The following is a 19223-nucleotide window of genomic DNA, read 5'->3' as shown; positions in this document are numbered from 1 at the left end:
CCATGACAGTGGCTGTCTCGGTTTTGAGGCGGGTGAAGGATTGCGCGCGCTCGCTGCTGATGGCCACGCTGTTGCTGACCGGCGGGTTCGCCCAGGCGCTGGCCGGCGAGCCGAGCGCGCAGGCGCAGCAACGGGCCAAGGCGGTGACCCAGGTGGTGCTGGGCATTCTCAGCTATGCCCGCTGGCCCGCCCAACCCAACCCCTTGCGCCTGTGCCTGGTCGGCCCCACCGAATACGCCGACGACCTCATCAAAGGCACGGCGCAGAATTCCGGGCAACCCTTGCAGGTGCGTCGCCTGCTGGCTGGTGACGCCAGCCTGGCCAGTGCCTGTGACGCCGTTTACATCGGCAAGCTGGAGGCCGGCGAGCGCGACCGCCTGTTCCAGGCGATCAGCGGCCACCCGGTGCTGAGCATCACGGAGGCCGACGACCCCTGTACGGTGGGCAGCCTGTTCTGCCTGCGGGTCAGCGACCAGCAAGTGGCCTTTGACGTCAACCTCGACTCGGTGGCGCGCAGTGGCGTGCGCATCCACCCCAGCGTGCTGCAGTTGTCGCGGCGGCGGGCGGCGCAGCCATGAACCGGTCTGGCCAGCGCCTGCCCCGGCCGACCCTGCGTGCGGTGCTGGGGCGTGGCCACCTGGGCATTGCCTTGATCGCCGCCGGCCTGGCCGGGGTGCTGGTGACCCTGCTCGGGGTGGCCGCCCTGCGCGTCTATGCCAACCACAACTTGCATTTGATCGCCCGCTCCATCAATTACACCGTCGAAGCCGCCGTGGTGTTCGACGACAGTGCCGCCGCCAACGAGGCACTGGCGCTGATCGCCACGACCGAAGAGGTGGCCGACGCCAAGGTCTTCAACAACGACGGCGAACTGCTCGCCCACTGGCAGCGCGATGACCGTACCGTGATGGCACAGCTGCAAAGCCAGGTGGCGCGGACCCTGCTGGAGCAGCCGATCAACCTGCCGGTGCAACACATGGGCCAGAAGGTCGGGCATATCGAACTGGTCGGCCAGGGCGGCAGCCTGTTGCGCTTTTTGCTCAGCGGCCTGGTTGGGATCCTGCTGTGCACGGTGGTCAGTGCGGTGCTGGCGTTGTACCTGTCGCGTCGGCTGTTCGCCGACATCATCCGGCCGTTGCGCCACCTCGCCAGCGTGGCCCACGCCGCGCGCCGCGAACGCAGCTTTGACCGCCGTGTGCCGGAAACGCAGATTGCCGAACTCAACGAGCTGGGCAACGACTTCAACGCCCTGCTCGACGAGCTGGAGGTCTGGCACAGTCACCTGCAAAGCGAAAACGAAACCCTCGCGCACCAGGCCAGCCATGACAGCCTGACCGGCCTGCCCAACCGCGCCTTCTTCGAAGGCCGGCTGAGCCGCAGCCTGCGCAATGCCGAGCGCCAGGGCGAACGCCTGGCGCTGCTGTTCCTCGACAGCGACCACTTCAAGCAGATCAACGACACCCTAGGCCACGCCGTGGGTGACGAGGTGCTGATCACCGTCGCCAGCCGAGTGCGCGCGCAGTTGCGTGAGCATGACCTGGTGGCGCGCCTGGGCGGTGACGAGTTCGCCGTGCTGCTGGCGCCGCTGCAGGCACGTGAAGATGCTCAGCGCATCGCCGAGAAGATCATCGCCAGCATGCAGCTGCCGATCCTGCTGGAGGATGGCACCCGCATCACCAGCTCGCTCAGTGTCGGTATCGCTTTTTACCCGGATGACGGCCACGACCCGGCCAGTCTGCTCAATGCCGCCGATGCGGCGATGTACCAGGCCAAGCGCAAGCGCCGTGGCCATTGGCAAGTGGCGCAGACGGAACGCTGCGCCACGGATGTAAAAAGAACAGGAGCTGAACCGTGATCGACCGTTTGTTAACCCTGCGTTTCCCGTTGTTCGCCATGATCCTGGCACTGCTTGCCCTTGGCGGCTGCCAGAGCGTCCCGCCCAAGGGCCTGACCCCAGAGCAGGTGGCCGTGCTCAAACGTGAGGGCTTTGCGCCAACGGACGATGGCTGGGCTTTCGACCTGTCCGGCAAGGTGCTGTTTGGCAGCGACCTGGACAGCCTCAATCGCCAGAGCGAGGCGATCGTCGAGCGTATCGGCAAGGCGCTGCTGTCGGTGGATATCCAACGTGTGCGCATCGACGGCCACGCCGATGCCTCGGGCAAGGCCGCCTATAACCAGCAGCTGTCCGAGCGCCGCGCGCAGAGCGTGGCCAAGGCGCTGGCCGGCATCGGCATGCTGCCGCAGAACATCCAGACCCGCGGCCTGGGCAGCAGCCAGCCGGTGGCCGACAACCGCACCAGCGCCGGGCGCATGGAGAACCGCCGGGTGTCGATCGTGGTGGCGTCGGACTGATGTCCCCGGGGCCGCGCAGCGGCCCCAATCAACCTTGAGCGAACTTCATCTCCCGCGTCTCGCCCATCAACAACGGCGCATTCGCCTCGGTCACCTCACGGATGTAATCCCACAACAGGGTAATCCGCTTGAGCTTGCGCAAATCCTCCCGGCAGTACATCCAGAACTGCCGCGTCACCTCGATTTCCTCCGGCAACACCGTCACCAAGCGCGGATCCTGCGCCGCCAAAAAGCACGGCAGAATCGCCAGCCCGCGCCCCTGCAAGGCCGCCGTGTACTGGGCGATCACGCTGGTGCTGCGCAGGTGCGCGTTGGCATTGGGGATCAGGTTGGCCAGGTACAACAGCTCCGAGCTGAACGCCAGGTCGTCGACATAACTGATGAACGGATGGTTCGCCAGGTCGCTCACCGCGCGGATCGGCGCATGGCTGTCCAGGTAGTCCTGGGTGGCATACAGCCGCAGCCGGTAGTCGCACAGCTTGCAGCACACATAGGGCCCATGCTCGGGCCGCTCCAGGGCGATGACGATATCGGCCTCGCGCTTGGACAGGCTGATGAAGTGCGGCAACGGCAGGATATCCACCGAGATCGCCGGCCAGGCATCGACGAAATGGCTCAGCTGCGGGGTGACGAAGAAGCTGCCGAAGCCTTCGGTGCAGCCCATGCGCACATGCCCCGACAACGCCACGCCCGAGCCCGAGACCTGCTCGCAGGCCATGTGCAGGGTGCTTTCGATCGACTCGGCGTAGCCCAGCAGGCGCTGGCCTTCGGCGGTGAGGACGAAGCCATTGGTGCGGGATTTTTCGAACAATAAAGTACCCAGCGCCCCTTCCAGTGAGCCGATGCGCCGCGACACCGTGGTGTAGTCCACGGCCAGGCGCTTGGCCGCACTGCTGGCCTTGCGGGTGCGCGCTACCTCAAGAAAGAACTTGAGGTCGTCCCAGTTCAGCGCGCTCAGGGAGGTGAGGTCTTTTTGCATGATGATCCGGTTTTTTTGTTCATTCTTGTTGGATGTTTGCACATCTATACTCGATCTCAGCCCCTACACGCCACCCCGTGTCCACCCCGGCGTAGGCGTCTTCGTTCCGACAATAATTCCAAGGAGAGCGCAGATGAACGCACCCCACAACCCCAACCAGACCAAGGTCGAACAGGTAAAACTGCTGATCGACGGCCAATGGGTCGAGTCCCAGACCACCGAGTGGCGCGACATCGTCAACCCGGCCACCCAGCAAGTGCTGGCGCGGGTGCCGTTTGCCACCGCCGATGAAGTGAACGCCGCCGTGGCCGCCGCCGAGCGCGCCTTCAAGACCTGGCGTGACACCCCGATTGGCGCGCGCATGCGCATCATGCTCAAGCTGCAGGCGCTGATCCGCGAACACAGCAAACGCATCGCCGTGACCCTCAGCGCCGAGCAGGGCAAGACCATCGCCGACGCCGAGGGCGACATCTTCCGCGGCCTGGAAGTGGTCGAGCACGCCGCTTCCATCGGCACCCTGCAGATGGGCGAATTTGCCGAAAACGTGGCCAGCGGTGTCGACACCTACACCCTGCGCCAGCCGATCGGCGTGTGCGCCGGCATCACCCCGTTCAACTTCCCGGCGATGATCCCGCTGTGGATGTTCCCGATGGCCATCGTCTGCGGCAACACCTTCGTGCTCAAGCCGTCCGAACAGGACCCGCTGTCGACCATGATGCTGGTCGAGCTGGCGCTGGAAGCCGGCGTGCCGGCCGGCGTGCTCAACGTGGTGCACGGCGGCAAGCAGGTGGTCGATGGCATCTGCACCCACCCGGACATCAAGGCGATCTCGTTCGTCGGCTCCACCGAAGTCGGCACCCACGTCTACAACCTGGGCAGCCAGCACGGCAAGCGCGTGCAATCGATGATGGGCGCGAAGAACCACGCCGTGGTGCTGCCCGACGCCAACCGCACCCAGACCGTCAACGCCCTGGTCGGTGCCGCGTTTGGCGCCGCCGGCCAGCGCTGCATGGCCACCTCGGTGGCGGTGCTGGTGGGCAAGGCCCGCGAGTGGCTGCCAGACATCAAGGACGCGGCCAGCAAGCTCAAGGTCAATGCCGGCAACGAGCCGGGCACCGACGTCGGCCCGGTGGTGTCCAAGCGCGCCAAGGAGCGGGTGCTGGGCCTGATCGAAAGCGGCATCAAGGAAGGCGCCAAGCTGGAGCTGGACGGCCGTGACGTGAAGGTGCCGGGCTACGAGCAGGGCAACTTCGTCGGCCCGACCCTGTTCTCCGGGGTCAAGACCGACATGCAGGTGTACACCCAGGAAATCTTCGGCCCGGTGCTGGTCACCCTGGAGGTGGACACCCTCGACGAGGCCATCGCCCTGGTCAACGCCAACCCGTTCGGCAACGGCACCGGCCTGTTCACCCAGAGCGGCGCCGCGGCGCGCAAGTTCCAGAGCGAGATCGACATCGGCCAGGTCGGCATCAACATCCCGATCCCGGTACCGGTGCCGTACTTCAGCTTCACCGGCTCGCGTGGCTCCAAGCTCGGCGACCTCGGCCCGTACGGCAAGCAGGTGGTGCAGTTCTACACTCAGACCAAGACCGTCACCGCCCGCTGGTTCGACGATGACAGCGTCAATGACGGTGTAAACACCACCATCAGCCTGCGCTAAGGAGTTGACCATGCGTATCGCATTCATCGGCCTGGGCAACATGGGTGCGCCCATGGCCCGCAACCTGATCAAGGCCGGGCACTCGCTGAACCTGTTCGACCTGAACAAGACCGTACTGGCAGAGCTTGCCGAACTGGGCGGGCAGGTCAGCGCCTCGCCCAAGGAGGCCGCGGCCAACAGCGAGCTGGTGATCACCATGCTGCCGGCCGCTGCCCATGTGCGCAGCGTTTACCTGGACGAAGCGACCGGCGTGCTGGCCGGCATCCGCCCCGGCACACCCACCGTGGACTGCAGCACCATCGACCCGCAGACCGCCCGTGACGTCTCCAAGGCCGCCGCGGCCAAGGGCATCGACATGGGTGACGCGCCAGTGTCCGGCGGCACTGGCGGCGCGGCGGCCGGCACCTTGACCTTCATGGTCGGTGCCAGTGGCGAGTTGTTCGCCACCCTCAAGCCGGTGCTGGAGCAGATGGGCCGCAACATCGTGCATTGCGGTGAAGTGGGCACCGGGCAGATCGCCAAGATCTGCAACAACCTGCTGCTGGGTATCTCGATGATCGGCGTGTCCGAGGCCATGGCCCTGGGCAATGCGCTGGGCATCGACACCAAGGTGCTGGCCGGCATCATCAACAGCTCGACCGGGCGTTGCTGGAGCTCGGACACCTACAACCCGTGGCCGGGCATCATCGAGACCGCACCGGCCTCGCGTGGCTACACCGGCGGCTTCGGCGCCGAACTGATGCTCAAGGACCTGGGCCTGGCCACCGAGGCCGCCCGCCAGGCGCACCAGCCGGTGATCATGGGCGCCGTGGCCCAGCAGCTGTACCAGGCCATGAGCCTGCGCGGTGAAGGCGGCAAGGATTTCTCGGCGATCGTCGAGGGGTATCGCAAGAAGGATTGATGGGCGAGAGGGACTTCATCGCGGACCGTGTGGCCTTCCCCCTTGTAACTGCGCACCTTGGGGGAAGGGCATGCGATTCGCGATTTTTTTTGCCCATTTTTCAAGGCTCGGCCTGGCAACTGACTTGTGTTGCCTGTGCTGAGCTCATCGCTGGCAAGTCGCTGCGGCGAACCGCAGCTTCCACAGGATGGATATTGAACGAGAGGGATGCGCGCACCCTGTGGGAGCGGGCTTGCCCGCGAACACGGGCGAAGCCCGTGCCATGCAGTCGGTTTGGTCAGGCAAACACGAAATACTTGCGCACCGTCTCGACCACTTCCCAGGTGCCTTTCATCCCCGGTTCGATCACGAACACATCGCCCGCCTTCAGGTGCTTGGGCTCTTCACCTTCCGGGGTGACGATGCAGTAGCCATCGAGGAAGTGGCAGAACTCCCACTTCTCATAGTTGACCTCGAACTTGCCCGGGGTGCAGATCCAGGTGCCCATGATCTTGCTGCCGTCGGCCGACAGGTAGGCATTGAGGTTGACGGTGTGCGGGTCGCCGCCGATGCGCTTCCACTTGGTCGCATCGACCACCGGGGTGGGGCAGGTTTCGCGCAGGACGGTGATGAAATCGGACATGGCGTGGCTCCAGGCAACGAGTGATAGAACGCATCACCATAGGGCCAGGCGTCGTCGGCCAGTTGCCTGTGCTCGACGCCTGGCTGTCTGGATGCGCTATCCGGCCTGCTGGCTCGGGCTGTGCGCCACCCCGGCGCGATTCCCCCGCGTGCGCTACAACGCGCTGTACCGCTCGCACCGCCGCCACGGCATCAACCCGCAGATCGCCGAGCTGATCCAGCGCTGCTGCGCCTTCTCCAAACTGCTGCTGGCGCTTGCCTGAGCGATTTTCAGCGCAGGGCGTTCACCTCCACGGTGATGTGCGCCAGTTCCTCATGCACCCCCAGCGCCTGGCGCACGCTGTCAGCGCTCAGCGTGCCGACGGTGGCCAGGCTGACGATGCAGGCGTACTGGTCCTTTCCGACGCGCCACACATGCAGGTCGGTGATGGTTGCTGCCGCCGGCAATTGCGCCACCACCTCGCGGATCTCCTCGACCACCGGCGCATCCATTTCGGCATCCAGCAGCACCCGTCCGCTATCGCGCAGCAGCCCTTTGGCCCACAACGCCACCAGCAGGGCTCCGACCAGGCCCATGACCGGGTCAAGCCAGCTGGCGCCCCATAGCTTGCCGGCCACCAGGGCAACGATCGCCAGCACCGAAGTGGCGGCGTCGGCGATCACGTGCAGGTAGGCCGAGCGCAGGTTGAGGTCATGGTGGTGATGGCCGTGGTCATGCTCATGTGCGTGGTCGTGATGGTGCGTATGGTCATCGCGCAGCAACCAGGCGCAGATCAGGTTGACCGCCAGGCCGATCACGGCGATGAAGATCGCCTCGTCGTAATGGATGGCGCCTGGCGCGAGCAGCCGTTCAACCGACTGGAACGCCATCAGCGCGGCGACGCCAAGCAGCAACAGGGCGCTGGAGTAGCCGCCGAGAATCTCGATTTTCCAGGTGCCGAAGGCAAAACGGCGGTCGCCTGCATAGCGCCGCGCGGCGGCGTAGGCCAGTAGCGAAAGGCCGAGCGCGAGGGCGTGGGAACTCATGTGCCAGCCGTCAGCCAGCAGCGCCATGGAATTGAAGAACCAGCCACCGGCGATTTCCGCGACCATCATCACGGCAGTCAGCCATACGGCCAGCCGCGTCTTGCGCTCGGCACCGAGGTTGCTGGTATGGAACTGATGGCTGTGCAGCCAGCGGTCGGAGCTTTGCGTGGTCATGGTTTATCATGCTCCCGGATAGGCGTGAAATATACTATACCCCAGTATACCTACGACGATGGAAGCAGAATGGCACATACCCTCAAGAGCAAGAAGCAGCTGCTGACCCGGGTGCGCAAGATCAAAGGTCAGGCAGCGGCGCTGGAGAGCGCGCTGGAGCAGGAGAAGGACTGCCTGGCGATCCTGCAGCAGATCGCTGCCGTACGTGGCGCAGTGAACGGGCTGATGGCCGAGGTGATGGAAGGGCACATCCGCGAACACCTGGTGGCGGAGGGGCTGAGCGCCGAGGAGCGGCTTGAAGAGGCCGACAAGGTCGCCTCGCTGTTGCGCTCCTACCTGAAATAACGTTGGCATCATCGTGGGGCACATCGGTGCCCCGCAATGCGCTCTACAACCGGCCACGCATCGCGGCAATCACCTCAGGTATACCCCTCCCCAGTACCTTGGGTGGCGTCGGGCTTTCGCCGAACTCCCGCCAGACGAACAGCGTCAGTTCCGCCCCGTCGGTCTTGGACAGGGCATGCTCCAGCGAGCCGAACTGTTGCAGCGCCCGGTAGCGCTCATCCGCCCAGAACAGCGCCTCGACCCAGTCATAGACCGGGATGAAGTGAAAGTGCAGCGGGCAACCGGGTACATGGCCGAAGCGCCCGATGTACAACCACCTGGGCGCCAGCGCTTGCTCCATGGCCCGTTGCAGCCTGGCCATCAGCAGGCCCATGTCCGCCAGCGCCTGGTCGGGCAGGTCGGCCAGGCTGTCCACTGGCGCCCGCGAGCCCAGCATCAGGTAGCCGGGCAGGCGCGACGTCAGGTGATGGTTGACGATCCAGTGCTCGCTTTCGTGGACGACGTACTCCAGGGGAATGTCCACCGGCTCAGGCCCACCAGTAGCGCACGAAGTGGAAGAACACTGGCGCTGCGAAACACACCGAGTCCATGCGGTCGAGCATGCCGCCATGGCCTTCGATCATGTGCCCCCAGTCCTTCACCCCGCGGTCGCGCTTGATCGCCGACATCACCAGCCCGCCAAAAAAGCCCATGGCATTGACGGTCAGCGCCATCAGCGCCGCCTGCCAGAAGGTGAACGGGGTGATCCAGCACAGCATTGCGCCCACCAGGGTAGCCAGCGCCACGCCGCCGGCCAGGCCTTCGACGGTTTTCGACGGCGACAGGTTTGGCGCCACCTTGCGTTTGCCGAACAGCTTGCCGCACACGTACTGCAGCACATCGCTGATCTGCACCACCAGGATCAGCCAGGCGATCAGCAACAGGTTGCGGCCTTCGAAGCCTGGGATATCGAGGGTCATCAGCGCCGGCACCGACGACACGCAATACACCGCGATCATCAGCCCCCATTGCACCTTCGAGGCGCGCTCGAGGAAACGCGTGGTGTCGCCACCGAAGCTGGCCAGAATCGGCAGCAGCAGGAACAGGTACACCGGAATGAAGATGCTGAACAACCCATACCAGTCCATGGCGATCAGCAGGTACTGCACCGGCAGCGCCACGTAGAACGCGGCCACCAATGCGGGGTAGTCGCTGCGCCGGGTCGGGGTGAGGGTCATGAACTCGCGCAGGGCATAGAACGACACGCCGTAGAACAGCACGATCACCCCGTACTTGCCGAACACGAAGGCGATGCCGATCACCAGCACCATCACCCACCAGGCGTTGATCCGGGCGTTGAGGTTGTCGATGACCGCGTGCGGGGCAGGGCCGGCGCGCCACTTGAGCAGGCGACCGATGACGCTGGCCAGCAGCAACAGGGCGCCGATGCCGGCGAACAGCGAAAGGGTGTTGTGGTCCATCTCAGGCATCCTTCGGGGCCAGGTTCAGCAGGGCCTCGCGGGCCCGTTCGAGAAATGCGTGTTTGCCTTCGTCCGCCTGCAGGTGCAGCGGCTCGCCGAAACTCAAGGTACACAGCAGCGGCAGTGGCAGGGCGCGGCCCTTGGGCATGACCCGGTTGAGGTTGGCGATCCACACCGGTACCAGCTCGACCTGCGGGTTGGCCGCGGCCAGGTGGAACAGGCCGCTCTTGAACGGCAACAGCGGTTCGTCACCGAGGTTGCGCGTGCCTTCCGGGAAGAAAATCAGCGAGTCGCCCTGGGCGAACGCATCGAGCACCGGTTGCAGCGGATTACCCTCGGCCGGCGTGCGCGTGCGATCGATCAGCACGCCGTTGAACACCTGGCGGATGAGGAAGTCGCGAATGCCCGGTTTGCACCAGTAGTCGGCGCCTGCCACGGGGCGGGTGTGGCGGCGCAGCGGGGCGGGCAGTGCCGCCCACAGCAGCACGAAATCGCCATGGCTGCTGTGGTTGGCAAAGTAAAGCCGTTGCACCGGCTGTGGCGTGCAACCCAGCCACAGGGCGCGGGCGCCGGTGATCAGGCGGGCGGCGGAGGTGATGACGAAGGCGGTCAGGCTGGCGAGCATGGCGGCGGTCTTATCCGGTGAAGGGGAGGGTCAGTACCAGCAGCACTTGCACGGCCAGGCACAGGGCCTGGCGGCGCAGCAGGGCCAGGGCGGCCTGGCTGCGTGCCGGCCAGTCGCGGCTGTCGGTGGCGCTGGGTTTGAGGCGTAGTTCATGCAGGGCACGGTCCAGGGCCTGGGTATCGGCGGGCAGGTCGCTGCTGGCGGCCAGCTGGGTAAACAGCTCGGCATCCAGGGCGACGCGTATCGCCCAGTACTTGTGCGCAAGGCCAACGAGCAGCAGCACCACGCACAGCGCATGGGCCAGCGCTGGCAGCGCCACGCCGAACAGCGGCGCCAGGCTGCAGGCGATGGCCAGCAGGCTGATGCCGTCTGAAAGGCGTTCCAGCTGGCGCCCGCGGGCGAGCAGGCTGGCGACGAGGCGCAGGTTCATGGCCGGGCCTCCAGTTGCTGCAGCACCTGCTGATGGGCCGGGTGCAGGACCACCCTGGGGCGTGCCTTGCGGATCAACGTTTCGGCCTGGCTGGCGTTGTTGCAACGGCCGCTGATGATCAGCCACGCGGCTACCGCGCTGGCGCTGCGTGAATAGCCCAAGGCGCAGCAGACCAGTACCGGGCCATGCTGGCGCTGGTGTTCGATGGCGGCGGCGGCTTGCTGCAACAGGTGGCTGTCCGGGGCGATCAGGTCCAGGGTGGGGAAGTGCTGGTAGTACGCTGGCGCCTGCGCCGCCGCCATCGCCGGCAAGCCGGCTCCCACAAGGTTGTCGCCGATCCCTGTGGGAGCCGGCTTGCCGGCGATGGCGGTGCAGGGCAACTCTGCACACAGGTCGACAACCGCTCTGAACGATGTCGCCTCACCCCGTCCTGGGATCCGTCCCAGATAAACCCCATCGCACACTTCATCCGCTTGCGGATGCTGTCGTGTCCACAACCGTGAATTGCCCCATGCAGCCAGCAGATAGGGCGCCAGCAACACGCTCGCGGCAATCGACAATCGGCCATCCGCACCCTTCTGGAAACCGCCCGCACCGAACACGCCATAGTTCAGCGCCACCAGCAACAGCGCCAGCGCCGGCCACAGCAGCCACAAACTGGCGTGCCCGAGCTTGAAGGCCAGCACAGCCAGCAGCATCGCGCCGAGCCCGTAGCGCAACGCCACTCGGCAACGCTTGGGGTCGCGCGCCAACTCGGCGTGTTGCCAGGGCAGCGGGCCTTGCTGCGGCCACAGCCACAGGCAGACGAAACCGGCCAGCGCGCCGGTTGGCAGGTCGATGAAGTGATGCTGCCAGGTGGTCAGCACCGATACCCCGATCAGCCCCATCCAGCCATGCACCAGCCAACGCCACAGGCGCTGGTGCGTGTGCCGGGCGAACATCGTCCAGATGATCACCAGCAGCGCGATATGCAGCGACGGCGCCTGGTTGTAAGGCTTGTCGAAGCCCATCAGCACATCGAACAGCCAGCCGAACAGCCCCGACAGTTCCGGGCGCTCGAAGGTGAAGCGCAACGGCCAGAGCAGGAAGCACGCAACGCTGACCAGTTGCGCGGTCAGCAGGGCCAGGGCGTGCCTGTCCATCTCCCGCCGGGTGTGCGGCAACAGGAACGACAAGCCGTACAACAGGTCGATCGACCAGTACGGGATGATCGTCCAGGGCCACAGCGGCATGTGCCGTTCCCAGGCGAACACCAGGCTGCCGACATCCTCGCGCCCTGCCGTGTAGCTGTTGGTCAGGCCGTAGCTGAGGAAGAAGAACGGGCCGAGCAGCAACAGCCACAGTACGCCACGACGAATCAGCCCTGCTTCACGGGCCATCAACGCACCCGCTGCGCCAGGCTGACACTGAAAATGCCCCACTCGTCGATGCGCTGGGTGACCTTGCGAAAACCTGCCGCTTCCACCAATTGGTCCATCTCTGCCTGGCTGCGTCGGCGCATCACCCAGGCCTGGCCGCCACGGTGGCTGGTCAGTGCACGGGCGATCATCTCCAGTTGCGGGTGCCAGGGCTGGCCGGTGTACACCAGGTAGCCGCCTGCTTCGACGGCATCGGCCAGCCCCGCCAGCGAGTTACCCACGGCCTCGTTGCTGGGGAACAGCTCATACAGGCCGCTGACCACGGCGAGGGTCGGGCGCGGGTCGAGGCTGGCCAGGCTCTGGCGGTCGAAGGCGTCGCCCTGGACGAAACGGGCGATGTCACCCAGGCCCTTTTCGCTGATCAGCGCGTTGCCTTGCTGCACGTTCAGCTCGCTGTAGTCGCGCAGCAGGATCGAGTCGGGCAGCTGCTGCAAGCCTTGCAGCGCTTCGAGGATGTAGCGGCCGTGGCCGGCGGCGATATCGACGATATGCACCGGGCGCTGTTGCTCGCGCAGCTGGGCGATGGCCAGGCGCAGCAGTTCCTCGACATTGAGCTTGCGCTGGCGGATGCCGCGCCAGCCGATGGCGTTGAGGTAGTTCTGGTCGATCATTTCGCCCAGCCGGCCTTTGCCGGTGGGCTGGTTACGGTAGACGTAGTCAAGGGTGGAGCCAGAGTCGAAACCAGTATCGAAGCCCAGTTTCACGCCAGCGGACAGGCCCTTGCCCAGTTGCAGGCCGGCGCGGGTGGCGCGCCAGTACAGGTCGCGCGGCGAGTTGCGTGGCAGCGGCGCGGCCAGGCTTTCGGCCTCGGCGCAGCTGGCGCCGGTCTTGTCGGCATCGAGCAGCGATGGAACGGGGGCGGGGCTGTCGAAGCAATGCTCGACGAAGCGCTTGATCCGCGCCAGGGCATGGGCACGGTCACGTTCGCCGAGGGTGTCGTGGAAGAAGCCGGGCAGGATGTGCAGCTCTTTGCGCGCACTGCCCAGGCGCTCGAAGAAGCGCTCCTGCGGGGCGCGTTCGACCACGAAGTCCGAGCCCGATACCAGCAGTTGCGTCGGCACCTGGATCGCCTGGGCATCGGCCACCACGCGGTCGGCGGCTTCGTACAGGCCGAGCAGCATGGTCACCGAGATCGGCCGGCTGATCAGCGGGTCGGCCACGTAGGACATGACTCGCTCCGGGTCGTGGGTGAGCAGGCGTGGCTTGACGTAGCTGTTGACGAAGAAGTTGCCGCGCAGGGCTTTCATCAGCTTCAGCCCGGGGCGGGCGAAGGGGACGTAGAGCTTGACCTTGAACGCCGGCGAGGCGAGCACCAGGCAGCGCACCTTGGGTGCGTAGTCGTGGGCCCAGGTGGCGATCAGCACCGCACCGACGCTCTGCGCCAGCACCACCAGGTCGGGCTCGGCGATGCCGTGCTGCGCCTGGATATGCTCGATGAAGGTCTGTACGTCACGCACGCTGGTGGCGAAGCTCGGGCTGTCGCCGCGCGCACCCGGCGACTGGCCATGGCCACGGGCGTCCCAGGCGAAAACGTCATAGCCGGGCAGGTCCAGCTCGTCGGCCAGGTGCGCCAGGCGCCCGCCGTGCTCGTGGCCACGGTGGAACATCACCACGGCCCGGCGCGGCTGGTGTTCGTTGCGCGTGGCGGGCCAGTGGCGGTAATGCAGCTCGACGCCGTCATGGGTAGAGAAATGCAGCGATTGCGCTTGGCGCATGGCGAATATCCTTGTCCGGCAGCGGGAGGCTCAGCGGGTTTCGGCCAGGCCCTGGCGAACCCGGTTGTACAGGGTATAGAGCGAGAGCAGCAGGATGACCAGCAGCAGGCCGTTGATCCAGGTTGCGCTCAGCAGCCCGAAGGCTACCCCGGTGCCCAGCACGCCGAAGGCGAAGGCTCGGTCGCTCTTGCCCATCGGCCCGTCGTAGCGCCGCGACGCGCCGGCCAGCGGGCCCATCACCCCGGCGTACTCGCTGATGACCGCAAGCAGCACCAGCAGCACTACCAGCACCGGCGACACGCCGGCCAGCAGGGCGAAGGGCAGGTACAGCGCGGCATCGGCGATCACGTCGCACAGTTCGTTGAGGTAGGCGCCCAGCTTGGATTGCTGGCCGAACTCCCGGGCGAGCATGCCGTCGACCGCATTCAGCGCCATGCGCAGCAGCATCCACACCGGCACCAGGATGAACAGCCAGGTCACGTGAGGCAGCCAGGCCAGCAGCAGGCCGATGAGCACGGAGATTGCGCCAGCGGCGACGGTGACCTGGTTGGCGGTGACGCCACGCTCGTACAGGCGCTGCACGGACGGGCGCAGCAGCGCCTGGAAGCGGGGTTTGAGCTGGTAGATCGATGGCACGTGGAACTCCCTGTCGTGGTGCGGCGATGCGGCAATTGTGAATAAGCCGCGTGGGCGGCGGCAAGTTGAAAGCGCCTACTTGTGAAGTTGATCAGGCCTACAGGGCAAGGGAAATGCGCCGCTTGTCGCTTTGTGTGTGCATGGTGTGTATTTGGCGTGGTTGAAATCCATAGCGGTGTGTACGCTACACATCACCTGCCAAAGGACGGATGCATGCGCAGCAGGGACGTGATCCAGCTCATCGAGGCTGATGGCTGGTACGAGGTGGACGTGAAAGGAAGTCACCATCAATTCAGGCATCCGTACAAGCGAGGGCGGGTTACGGTTCCCCATCCCAGAAGCGAACTGCCACGGGGCACCGTACACAGCATTTTGAAACAGGCGGGCCTGAAATAAGGCCGCTTGCGTTGAGCGGGGCGCGTTGCAGCCCACAGCATTACTGGAGACAGACGATGAAATTCCCCGTTGTACTGCATAAGGATGAGGGCTCGGATTACGGCGTGATCGTGCCCGACGTGCCTGGCTGCTTCTCGGCCGGCGCCACTGTTTCCCAGGCGCTGGAGAACGTGCAGGAAGCTCTGGCCCTGCATTTTGAAGGCCTGGTGGCCGACGGCGAGGCGCTGCCGCAGGCCGAGGAGGTGGATGTGCATGTGGCCAACCCCGACTACGCCGGGGGCGTCTGGGCAGTGGTGGACTTCGATGTGACCCCGTACCTGGGCAAGGCGGTGCGCTTCAACGCCACGTTGCCCGAGAACCTGCTGCAGCGGATCGACGAAAAAGTGAAGCGCGATCATCGTTACGCCTCACGCTCCGGTTTCCTGGCCTCTGCCGCGCTGCGTGAGCTGGCGGTCGCCTTGCGCTAACCCCCGGTATTGGCGCGGTCCCTGTAGGAGCGGCCTTGTGCCGCGATAGGGCTGCACAGCAGCCCCAACATTTTTGTGTCGTGCCTAGAACCTGGGGCCGCTGCGCGCCCCTTTCGCGGCACAAGGCCGCTCCTACACGGGACCGCGCTGAAGATCAGCTCGTCAGCAAATGCTCGACCAACGCCGCCGCATACCCCGGCAGCGCGGCAAAATCCCGGGCGCACAGCTGCAGTTGCCGGTTGGCCCACGGCTCGTGCAACGCCACCCAGTGCAGGGGCAATACCCCCTCCCAACGCCGCACCGAGGCCAGCGGCACCACACCTACGCCAGCCCCACCAGCAACCATGCGGATCACCCCATCGAAACCTTCGGCACGCACCCGCACCTGCATCCGGTGCCCCAGCCGCAGGGCCTGTTCCTCAAGGTGCAAGGCCAGTGCGCTGTTCGGGCCCAATCCGACATGCCCGTACGCAAGGCTCTGCATAAAGTCGGGCTCGACTGCATCGGCCAGCACATGCCCTACCGGCATCACCAGCACCAGCGGATCATCGCGAAACGGCCGGGTCTGCAGATGCTCGCTGGGTGCGGCGGTAGAGACGATGCCCAGGTCGGCCATGCCCTGGGTAATGGCCTGCACGATGCGCAGGCTTGGCAGCTCCTGCACGTCGACGCTCACCCCTGGGTACTCGACCAGATACTGCGCCAGCAGCTCGGGCAGGTACTCGGTCAGCGCCGCGGTATTGCACAGCAGGCGCACCTGGCCCTGCTGGCCCTTGGCGTACTGTGCCAGGTCGTATTGCAACCGCTCCACCTGCGCCGCTATCAGGCGTGCGTGTTGCAGCAGCGCCTGGCCGGCGGGCGTCGGCTGCACGCCGCGGCGATTGCGGTCGAGCAACGGGATGCCGAGCGAAGCTTCCATGGCGCGGATGCGCGCGCTTGCGGCCGGCAGCGACAGGTGGCTACGCCGTGCACCGGCGGTGATGTTGCCGCACTCCAGGGTGTGCTGGAACAGCGCAAGGTCGGTCAGGTCGAAATGCATCAGCCTCTGTCCTGGCAAAAGTCTGACTGAGTATATGGCGAATTTTCAGGCCAGCGCCGCTACCTCAGGATTAGGCCATGGAAACCTTACTCGCGTTTTACCAAAACATTGGCCCAGCATTGACGTTGCTGGTAGTGCTGACCTTCCTGCTGGCCGGTGCGGTCAAGGGCGTCATCGGCCTGGGGTTGCCGACCATCGCCATGGGCCTGCTTGGCCTGGCTATGCCGCCGGCGCAGGCTGCGGCGCTGCTGATCGTGCCTTCGACGCTGACCAACCTGTGGCAGCTTGCGGCAGGCGGGCATTTGCGGGTGCTGATGCGGCGCCTGGGCGCAATGCTGCTGATGATTTTCGTCGGCACCTTGCTGGGTAGCCGTTGGCTGGGGATCGACAGCGGCCCCTGGGCGGCCCACGCCTTGGGTGGTGCGTTGGTGGTGTACGCGCTGTATGGCCTGATCGGGCGGGGACTGTGCCTGGCGCGGCGCCATGAGCGTTGGTTGGGCCCGTTGTGCGGGCTGGTGACGGGCGTGGTCACGGCCGCCACCGGGGTGTTCGTGATGCCTGCCGTGCCTTACCTGCAGAGCCTCGGCCTGAGCCGCGACGAGATGGTCCAGGCCTTGGGCCTGTCGTTTACCGTCTCGACCCTGGCGCTGGCCATGGGCCTGGCCGGCCAGCAGGTACTGGACGGCCAGGCGCTGGGGGCCTCATTGCTGGTGCTGGCCCCGGCGTTGCTGGGCATGCTCGCCGGTACCTGGCTGCGCAGCCGTATCCGTGCAGCGCTGTTCAAGCGCTGCTTCTTCATCGGCCTGGCGTTGCTCGGTGGGCACCTGCTGATCAACGGTTAGCAGAGGAGGGGCTGAGCATTTCGATCATCTGGAAATCGAAGTCGCGCTCCAGGTACTGCATGCGGTTTTCAAAGAACTCAGCCATGTGCGGCAGGGCCGAGTGCACGTCCAGTGCGGCTTTGTCTGCCCACACCTCGAAGAACACGAACAGGCTTGGGTCTTCCTTGTCGCGCAGCATGTGGTACTCGATGCAGCCCGGCTCCTGGCGGCTTGGTTCCACGTAAGGGCGGAAAAGTTGTTCGAAGGCCTCGGACATTTCCGGGCGGGTCTTGGCTTTGAGGATGAAGGCGAATTGCTCGCTCATGGTGAGGCCTCTATGGATGAACAGTGAGCAGATTCTAAGGCAATAATTACTTCGGTATTCGTGATTTCAGGGCAAATGTATTTTGCCGTGCCCCCGCTTTATCCACCGCCCGCGACTGCCTAATCTGCCGCCATCCAATTGACCCGGTCGCCGATACCGACCCTTTGAGGCACACCATGAAAAACATTCTTCTGCTCAACGGCGGCAAGCAATTCGCCCATTCCGACGGTCGCCTGAACGAGACTCTGCACGACGCCGCCCTGGCCCACCTGGACCGCGCCGGTTTCGACCTGAAGCAAACCTACATCGATGGCGGTTACGACGCCCGGGAAGAAGTCGAAAAATTCCTTTGGGCCGATGTGATCATCTACCAGATGCCCGGCTGGTGGATGGGCGCGCCCTGGACCGTGAAGCAGTACATCGACGAGGTGTTCACCGCTGGCCACGGCAGCCTGTATGCCAGCGACGGCCGTACCCGCTCGGACGCTTCGCAGAAATACGGCAGCGGTGGGCTGATCCACGGCAAGCAGTACATGCTGTCGCTGACCTGGAACGCACCCCAGCAGGCGTTCGACGACCCGGCTGACTTCTTCGAAGGCAAGGGCGTGGACGCGGTGTACTTCCCGTTCCACAAGGCCAACCAGTTCCTCGGCATGACCGGGCTGCCGACTTTCCTGGCGGTGGATGTGATGAAGCGGCCGGATGTGCCGGCGGCGCTGGCGGCGTATGAGCAGCATCTGGATCAGGTGTTCGGCAAGGCAAATTGAAGCCCCGCGATGCGTTGAAAACTTGCCTGGGTTGCCTGCAACGGCTATCAATCACCGCATCCCTACACCAAGGCCACCCCGCGTGAAAACCCGCTCCGAAGAACTCCAGGTATTCGTCGCCGTCATCGACTGCGGTTCGATCTCCGCCGCCGCCGAACAGATCGGCCAGACCCCGTCGGCGGTCAGCCGCACGCTGTCGCGCCTGGAGGGCAAGCTGGGCACCACGCTGGTCAACCGCACCACCCGGCGCATGGACCTGACCGAAGAAGGGCGCTTCTTTCTCGAACGTTCACGGCTGATCCTCGAGCAGATGGACGACATGGAAGAGCGCCTGTCGATGCACCGCCAGACCCCGTCCGGGCGCCTGCGCATCAATGCCGCCGGGCCGTTCATGCTGCACGCGATCCTGCCCTGGATCAGCGAGTTCCGTCAGCAGTACCCCGGTATCGAACTGGAACTGAACACCGACGACCTGATCATCGACTTGCTGGAGCAGAGCACCGACGTGGCCATTCGCATCGGCGAGCTGGCCGACTCCAGCCTGCATGCCCGGGCGTTGGGCTGCAGCCCGGTGCAGGTGCTCGCCAGCCCTGCGTACCTGGCCCGGCACGGCACCCCGCAGAACGTCGAGGACCTCGCCGAGCATTGCCTGCTCGGTTTCAGCGCACCCGAGTCGCTCAACCAGTGGCCGCTGCGCCATGCCCAGGGCGAGCGCTGGGCGATCCGCCCGCAATTGCTCGCCTCCAGTGGCGAGACCCTGCGCCAGTTGGCGATTGCCGGGGAAGGCATCGTCAGCCTGTCGCATTTCATGACCCACGAAGACATCCGCGCAGGCCGCCTGCAGGTGCTGCTGGCGGAGCACAACAACGGCTATCGTCAGCCGATCCATGCGGTCTACTACCGCAATACCCAGCTGGCCCTGCGCATTCAGTGCTTCCTCGATTTCATCCAGGCAAAGCTTGTGGCATACGCGTGCGCAGTTGCCTGAATGCGACAACAGCTGCCCGTTGGCGGCGGAAATTTCCTACGGTGTTTGCTTAGTCGGAGCGCTTCGGCCTTAATGACT

The 19223-nt window shown here is 65.3% G+C and carries 24 protein-coding genes; 12 read left to right on the top strand and 12 right to left on the bottom strand.

The genetic code is table 11. The features are described from left to right. Positions 1-2 precede the first annotated feature (2 nt). Genes yfiR through yfiB form a run of 3 tightly spaced genes read left to right on the top strand, consistent with a single transcriptional unit; the run spans position 3 to position 2352 of the window. Positions 3-578: a regulatory sequestration protein YfiR gene (gene yfiR / locus L6D77_RS02960; protein WP_232881776.1), complete on the top strand. Its 576-nt coding sequence runs from the start codon at positions 3-5 to the stop codon at positions 576-578. Beyond that, the gene (gene dgcN, locus L6D77_RS02955) at positions 575-1855 is read left to right on the top strand and encodes a diguanylate cyclase DgcN/YfiN (RefSeq protein WP_232881787.1); all 1281 of its coding nucleotides are present in this window, start codon (positions 575-577) and stop codon (positions 1853-1855) included. The genes yfiR and dgcN overlap by 4 nt, the downstream gene beginning before the upstream one ends. Further along, on the top strand, positions 1852-2352 hold the full coding sequence (gene yfiB, locus L6D77_RS02950) for an outer membrane lipoprotein YfiB (protein WP_479685089.1): 501 nt from the start codon (positions 1852-1854) through the stop codon (positions 2350-2352). The genes dgcN and yfiB overlap by 4 nt, the downstream gene beginning before the upstream one ends. A gap of 28 nt (positions 2353-2380) precedes the next feature. On the opposite strand, the gene L6D77_RS02945 is transcribed toward yfiB, so the two are convergent. Further along, positions 2381-3331, bottom strand: a complete 951-nt coding sequence (locus L6D77_RS02945) for a LysR family transcriptional regulator (protein WP_232881789.1) — start codon at positions 3329-3331, stop codon at positions 2381-2383. Positions 3332-3464: 133 nt separating this feature from the next. Between L6D77_RS02945 and L6D77_RS02940 the strand changes: the two genes are divergently transcribed. Continuing rightward, a complete protein-coding gene (locus tag L6D77_RS02940; RefSeq protein WP_232881791.1) occupies positions 3465-4991 on the top strand; it encodes a CoA-acylating methylmalonate-semialdehyde dehydrogenase in 1527 nt (508 codons plus the stop codon). Between the two features lie 10 nt (positions 4992-5001). Then, entirely contained in the window at positions 5002-5892 is an 891-nt protein-coding gene (gene mmsB, locus L6D77_RS02935; protein ID WP_232881802.1) for a 3-hydroxyisobutyrate dehydrogenase, read from the top strand. 277 nt (positions 5893-6169) lie between these two features. Here the strand turns inward: mmsB and L6D77_RS02930 are convergent, their stop codons facing one another. Next, positions 6170-6514: a cupin domain-containing protein gene (locus L6D77_RS02930; protein ID WP_125465629.1), complete on the bottom strand. Its 345-nt coding sequence runs from the start codon at positions 6512-6514 to the stop codon at positions 6170-6172. A gap of 91 nt (positions 6515-6605) precedes the next feature. Between L6D77_RS02930 and L6D77_RS02925 the strand changes: the two genes are divergently transcribed. Next, complete coding sequence (locus L6D77_RS02925; protein WP_232881804.1) at positions 6606-6776, top strand: hypothetical protein; 171 nt, start codon at positions 6606-6608, stop codon at positions 6774-6776. Between the two features lie 7 nt (positions 6777-6783). On the opposite strand, the gene dmeF is transcribed toward L6D77_RS02925, so the two are convergent. After that, entirely contained in the window at positions 6784-7713 is a 930-nt protein-coding gene (dmeF, locus tag L6D77_RS02920) for a CDF family Co(II)/Ni(II) efflux transporter DmeF (RefSeq protein WP_232881818.1), read from the bottom strand. Between the two features lie 69 nt (positions 7714-7782). Between dmeF and L6D77_RS02915 the strand changes: the two genes are divergently transcribed. Then, a complete protein-coding gene (locus L6D77_RS02915) occupies positions 7783-8058 on the top strand; it encodes a metal/formaldehyde-sensitive transcriptional repressor (RefSeq protein ID WP_232881820.1) in 276 nt (91 codons plus the stop codon). 43 nt (positions 8059-8101) lie between these two features. On the opposite strand, the gene L6D77_RS02910 is transcribed toward L6D77_RS02915, so the two are convergent. Genes L6D77_RS02910 through L6D77_RS02880 form a run of 7 tightly spaced genes read right to left on the bottom strand, consistent with a single transcriptional unit; the run spans position 8102 to position 14342 of the window. Next, positions 8102-8581, bottom strand: coding sequence for an HIT family protein (locus L6D77_RS02910; protein WP_232881822.1), 480 nt, complete (start codon positions 8579-8581; stop codon positions 8102-8104). A gap of 4 nt (positions 8582-8585) precedes the next feature. Next, positions 8586-9518: a phosphatidate cytidylyltransferase gene (locus L6D77_RS02905; protein WP_232881824.1), complete on the bottom strand. Its 933-nt coding sequence runs from the start codon at positions 9516-9518 to the stop codon at positions 8586-8588. 1 nt (position 9519) lies between these two features. Next, entirely contained in the window at positions 9520-10143 is a 624-nt protein-coding gene (locus L6D77_RS02900; protein ID WP_232881826.1) for a lysophospholipid acyltransferase family protein, read from the bottom strand. 10 nt (positions 10144-10153) lie between these two features. Beyond that, positions 10154-10573 (bottom strand): hypothetical protein, encoded by a 420-nt coding sequence (locus L6D77_RS02895; RefSeq protein WP_232881828.1) that lies wholly within the window; start codon positions 10571-10573, stop codon positions 10154-10156. Next, positions 10570-11952, bottom strand: coding sequence for a phosphatase PAP2/dual specificity phosphatase family protein (locus L6D77_RS02890; protein ID WP_232881830.1), 1383 nt, complete (start codon positions 11950-11952; stop codon positions 10570-10572). Before L6D77_RS02890 ends, L6D77_RS02895 begins: the two co-directional genes overlap by 4 nt. Further along, positions 11952-13706, bottom strand: a complete 1755-nt coding sequence (locus tag L6D77_RS02885) for a bifunctional alpha/beta hydrolase/class I SAM-dependent methyltransferase (protein ID WP_232881832.1) — start codon at positions 13704-13706, stop codon at positions 11952-11954. The genes L6D77_RS02890 and L6D77_RS02885 overlap by 1 nt, the downstream gene beginning before the upstream one ends. A gap of 30 nt (positions 13707-13736) precedes the next feature. Beyond that, positions 13737-14342, bottom strand: a complete 606-nt coding sequence (locus L6D77_RS02880) for a CDP-alcohol phosphatidyltransferase family protein (RefSeq protein WP_232881834.1) — start codon at positions 14340-14342, stop codon at positions 13737-13739. 213 nt (positions 14343-14555) lie between these two features. Here L6D77_RS02880 and L6D77_RS02875 point away from each other — a divergent pair, with 213 nt between their 5' ends. Both L6D77_RS02875 and L6D77_RS02870 read left to right on the top strand, forming a co-directional pair. Beyond that, the gene (locus L6D77_RS02875) at positions 14556-14738 is read left to right on the top strand and encodes a type II toxin-antitoxin system HicA family toxin (RefSeq protein WP_232881844.1); all 183 of its coding nucleotides are present in this window, start codon (positions 14556-14558) and stop codon (positions 14736-14738) included. A 56-nt stretch (positions 14739-14794) separates the two neighbouring features. Continuing rightward, positions 14795-15205: a type II toxin-antitoxin system HicB family antitoxin gene (locus tag L6D77_RS02870; RefSeq protein ID WP_232881846.1), complete on the top strand. Its 411-nt coding sequence runs from the start codon at positions 14795-14797 to the stop codon at positions 15203-15205. 154 nt (positions 15206-15359) lie between these two features. Here the strand turns inward: L6D77_RS02870 and L6D77_RS02865 are convergent, their stop codons facing one another. Beyond that, complete coding sequence (locus L6D77_RS02865; protein WP_232881848.1) at positions 15360-16244, bottom strand: LysR substrate-binding domain-containing protein; 885 nt, start codon at positions 16242-16244, stop codon at positions 15360-15362. Between the two features lie 77 nt (positions 16245-16321). Here L6D77_RS02865 and L6D77_RS02860 point away from each other — a divergent pair, with 77 nt between their 5' ends. Next, complete coding sequence (locus tag L6D77_RS02860) at positions 16322-17086, top strand: sulfite exporter TauE/SafE family protein (protein WP_232881850.1); 765 nt, start codon at positions 16322-16324, stop codon at positions 17084-17086. Here the strand turns inward: L6D77_RS02860 and L6D77_RS02855 are convergent. Then, entirely contained in the window at positions 17076-17390 is a 315-nt protein-coding gene (locus L6D77_RS02855; protein WP_232881852.1) for a putative quinol monooxygenase, read from the bottom strand. The two genes, L6D77_RS02860 and L6D77_RS02855, sit on opposite strands and share 11 nt — an antisense overlap. Before the next feature lie 176 nt (positions 17391-17566). Between L6D77_RS02855 and mdaB the strand changes: the two genes are divergently transcribed. Next, complete coding sequence (gene mdaB / locus L6D77_RS02850; protein ID WP_232881854.1) at positions 17567-18157, top strand: NADPH:quinone oxidoreductase MdaB; 591 nt, start codon at positions 17567-17569, stop codon at positions 18155-18157. A gap of 82 nt (positions 18158-18239) precedes the next feature. After that, positions 18240-19145, top strand: coding sequence for a LysR family transcriptional regulator (locus L6D77_RS02845; protein ID WP_232881856.1), 906 nt, complete (start codon positions 18240-18242; stop codon positions 19143-19145). The last annotated feature ends 78 nt before the right edge of the window (positions 19146-19223 follow it).

It is taken from the genome of Pseudomonas parasichuanensis, assembly GCF_021601385.1.
Taxonomy (GTDB): domain Bacteria; phylum Pseudomonadota; class Gammaproteobacteria; order Pseudomonadales; family Pseudomonadaceae; genus Aquipseudomonas; species Aquipseudomonas parasichuanensis.
This window is presented reverse-complemented; position numbering and strand designations above follow the sequence as displayed.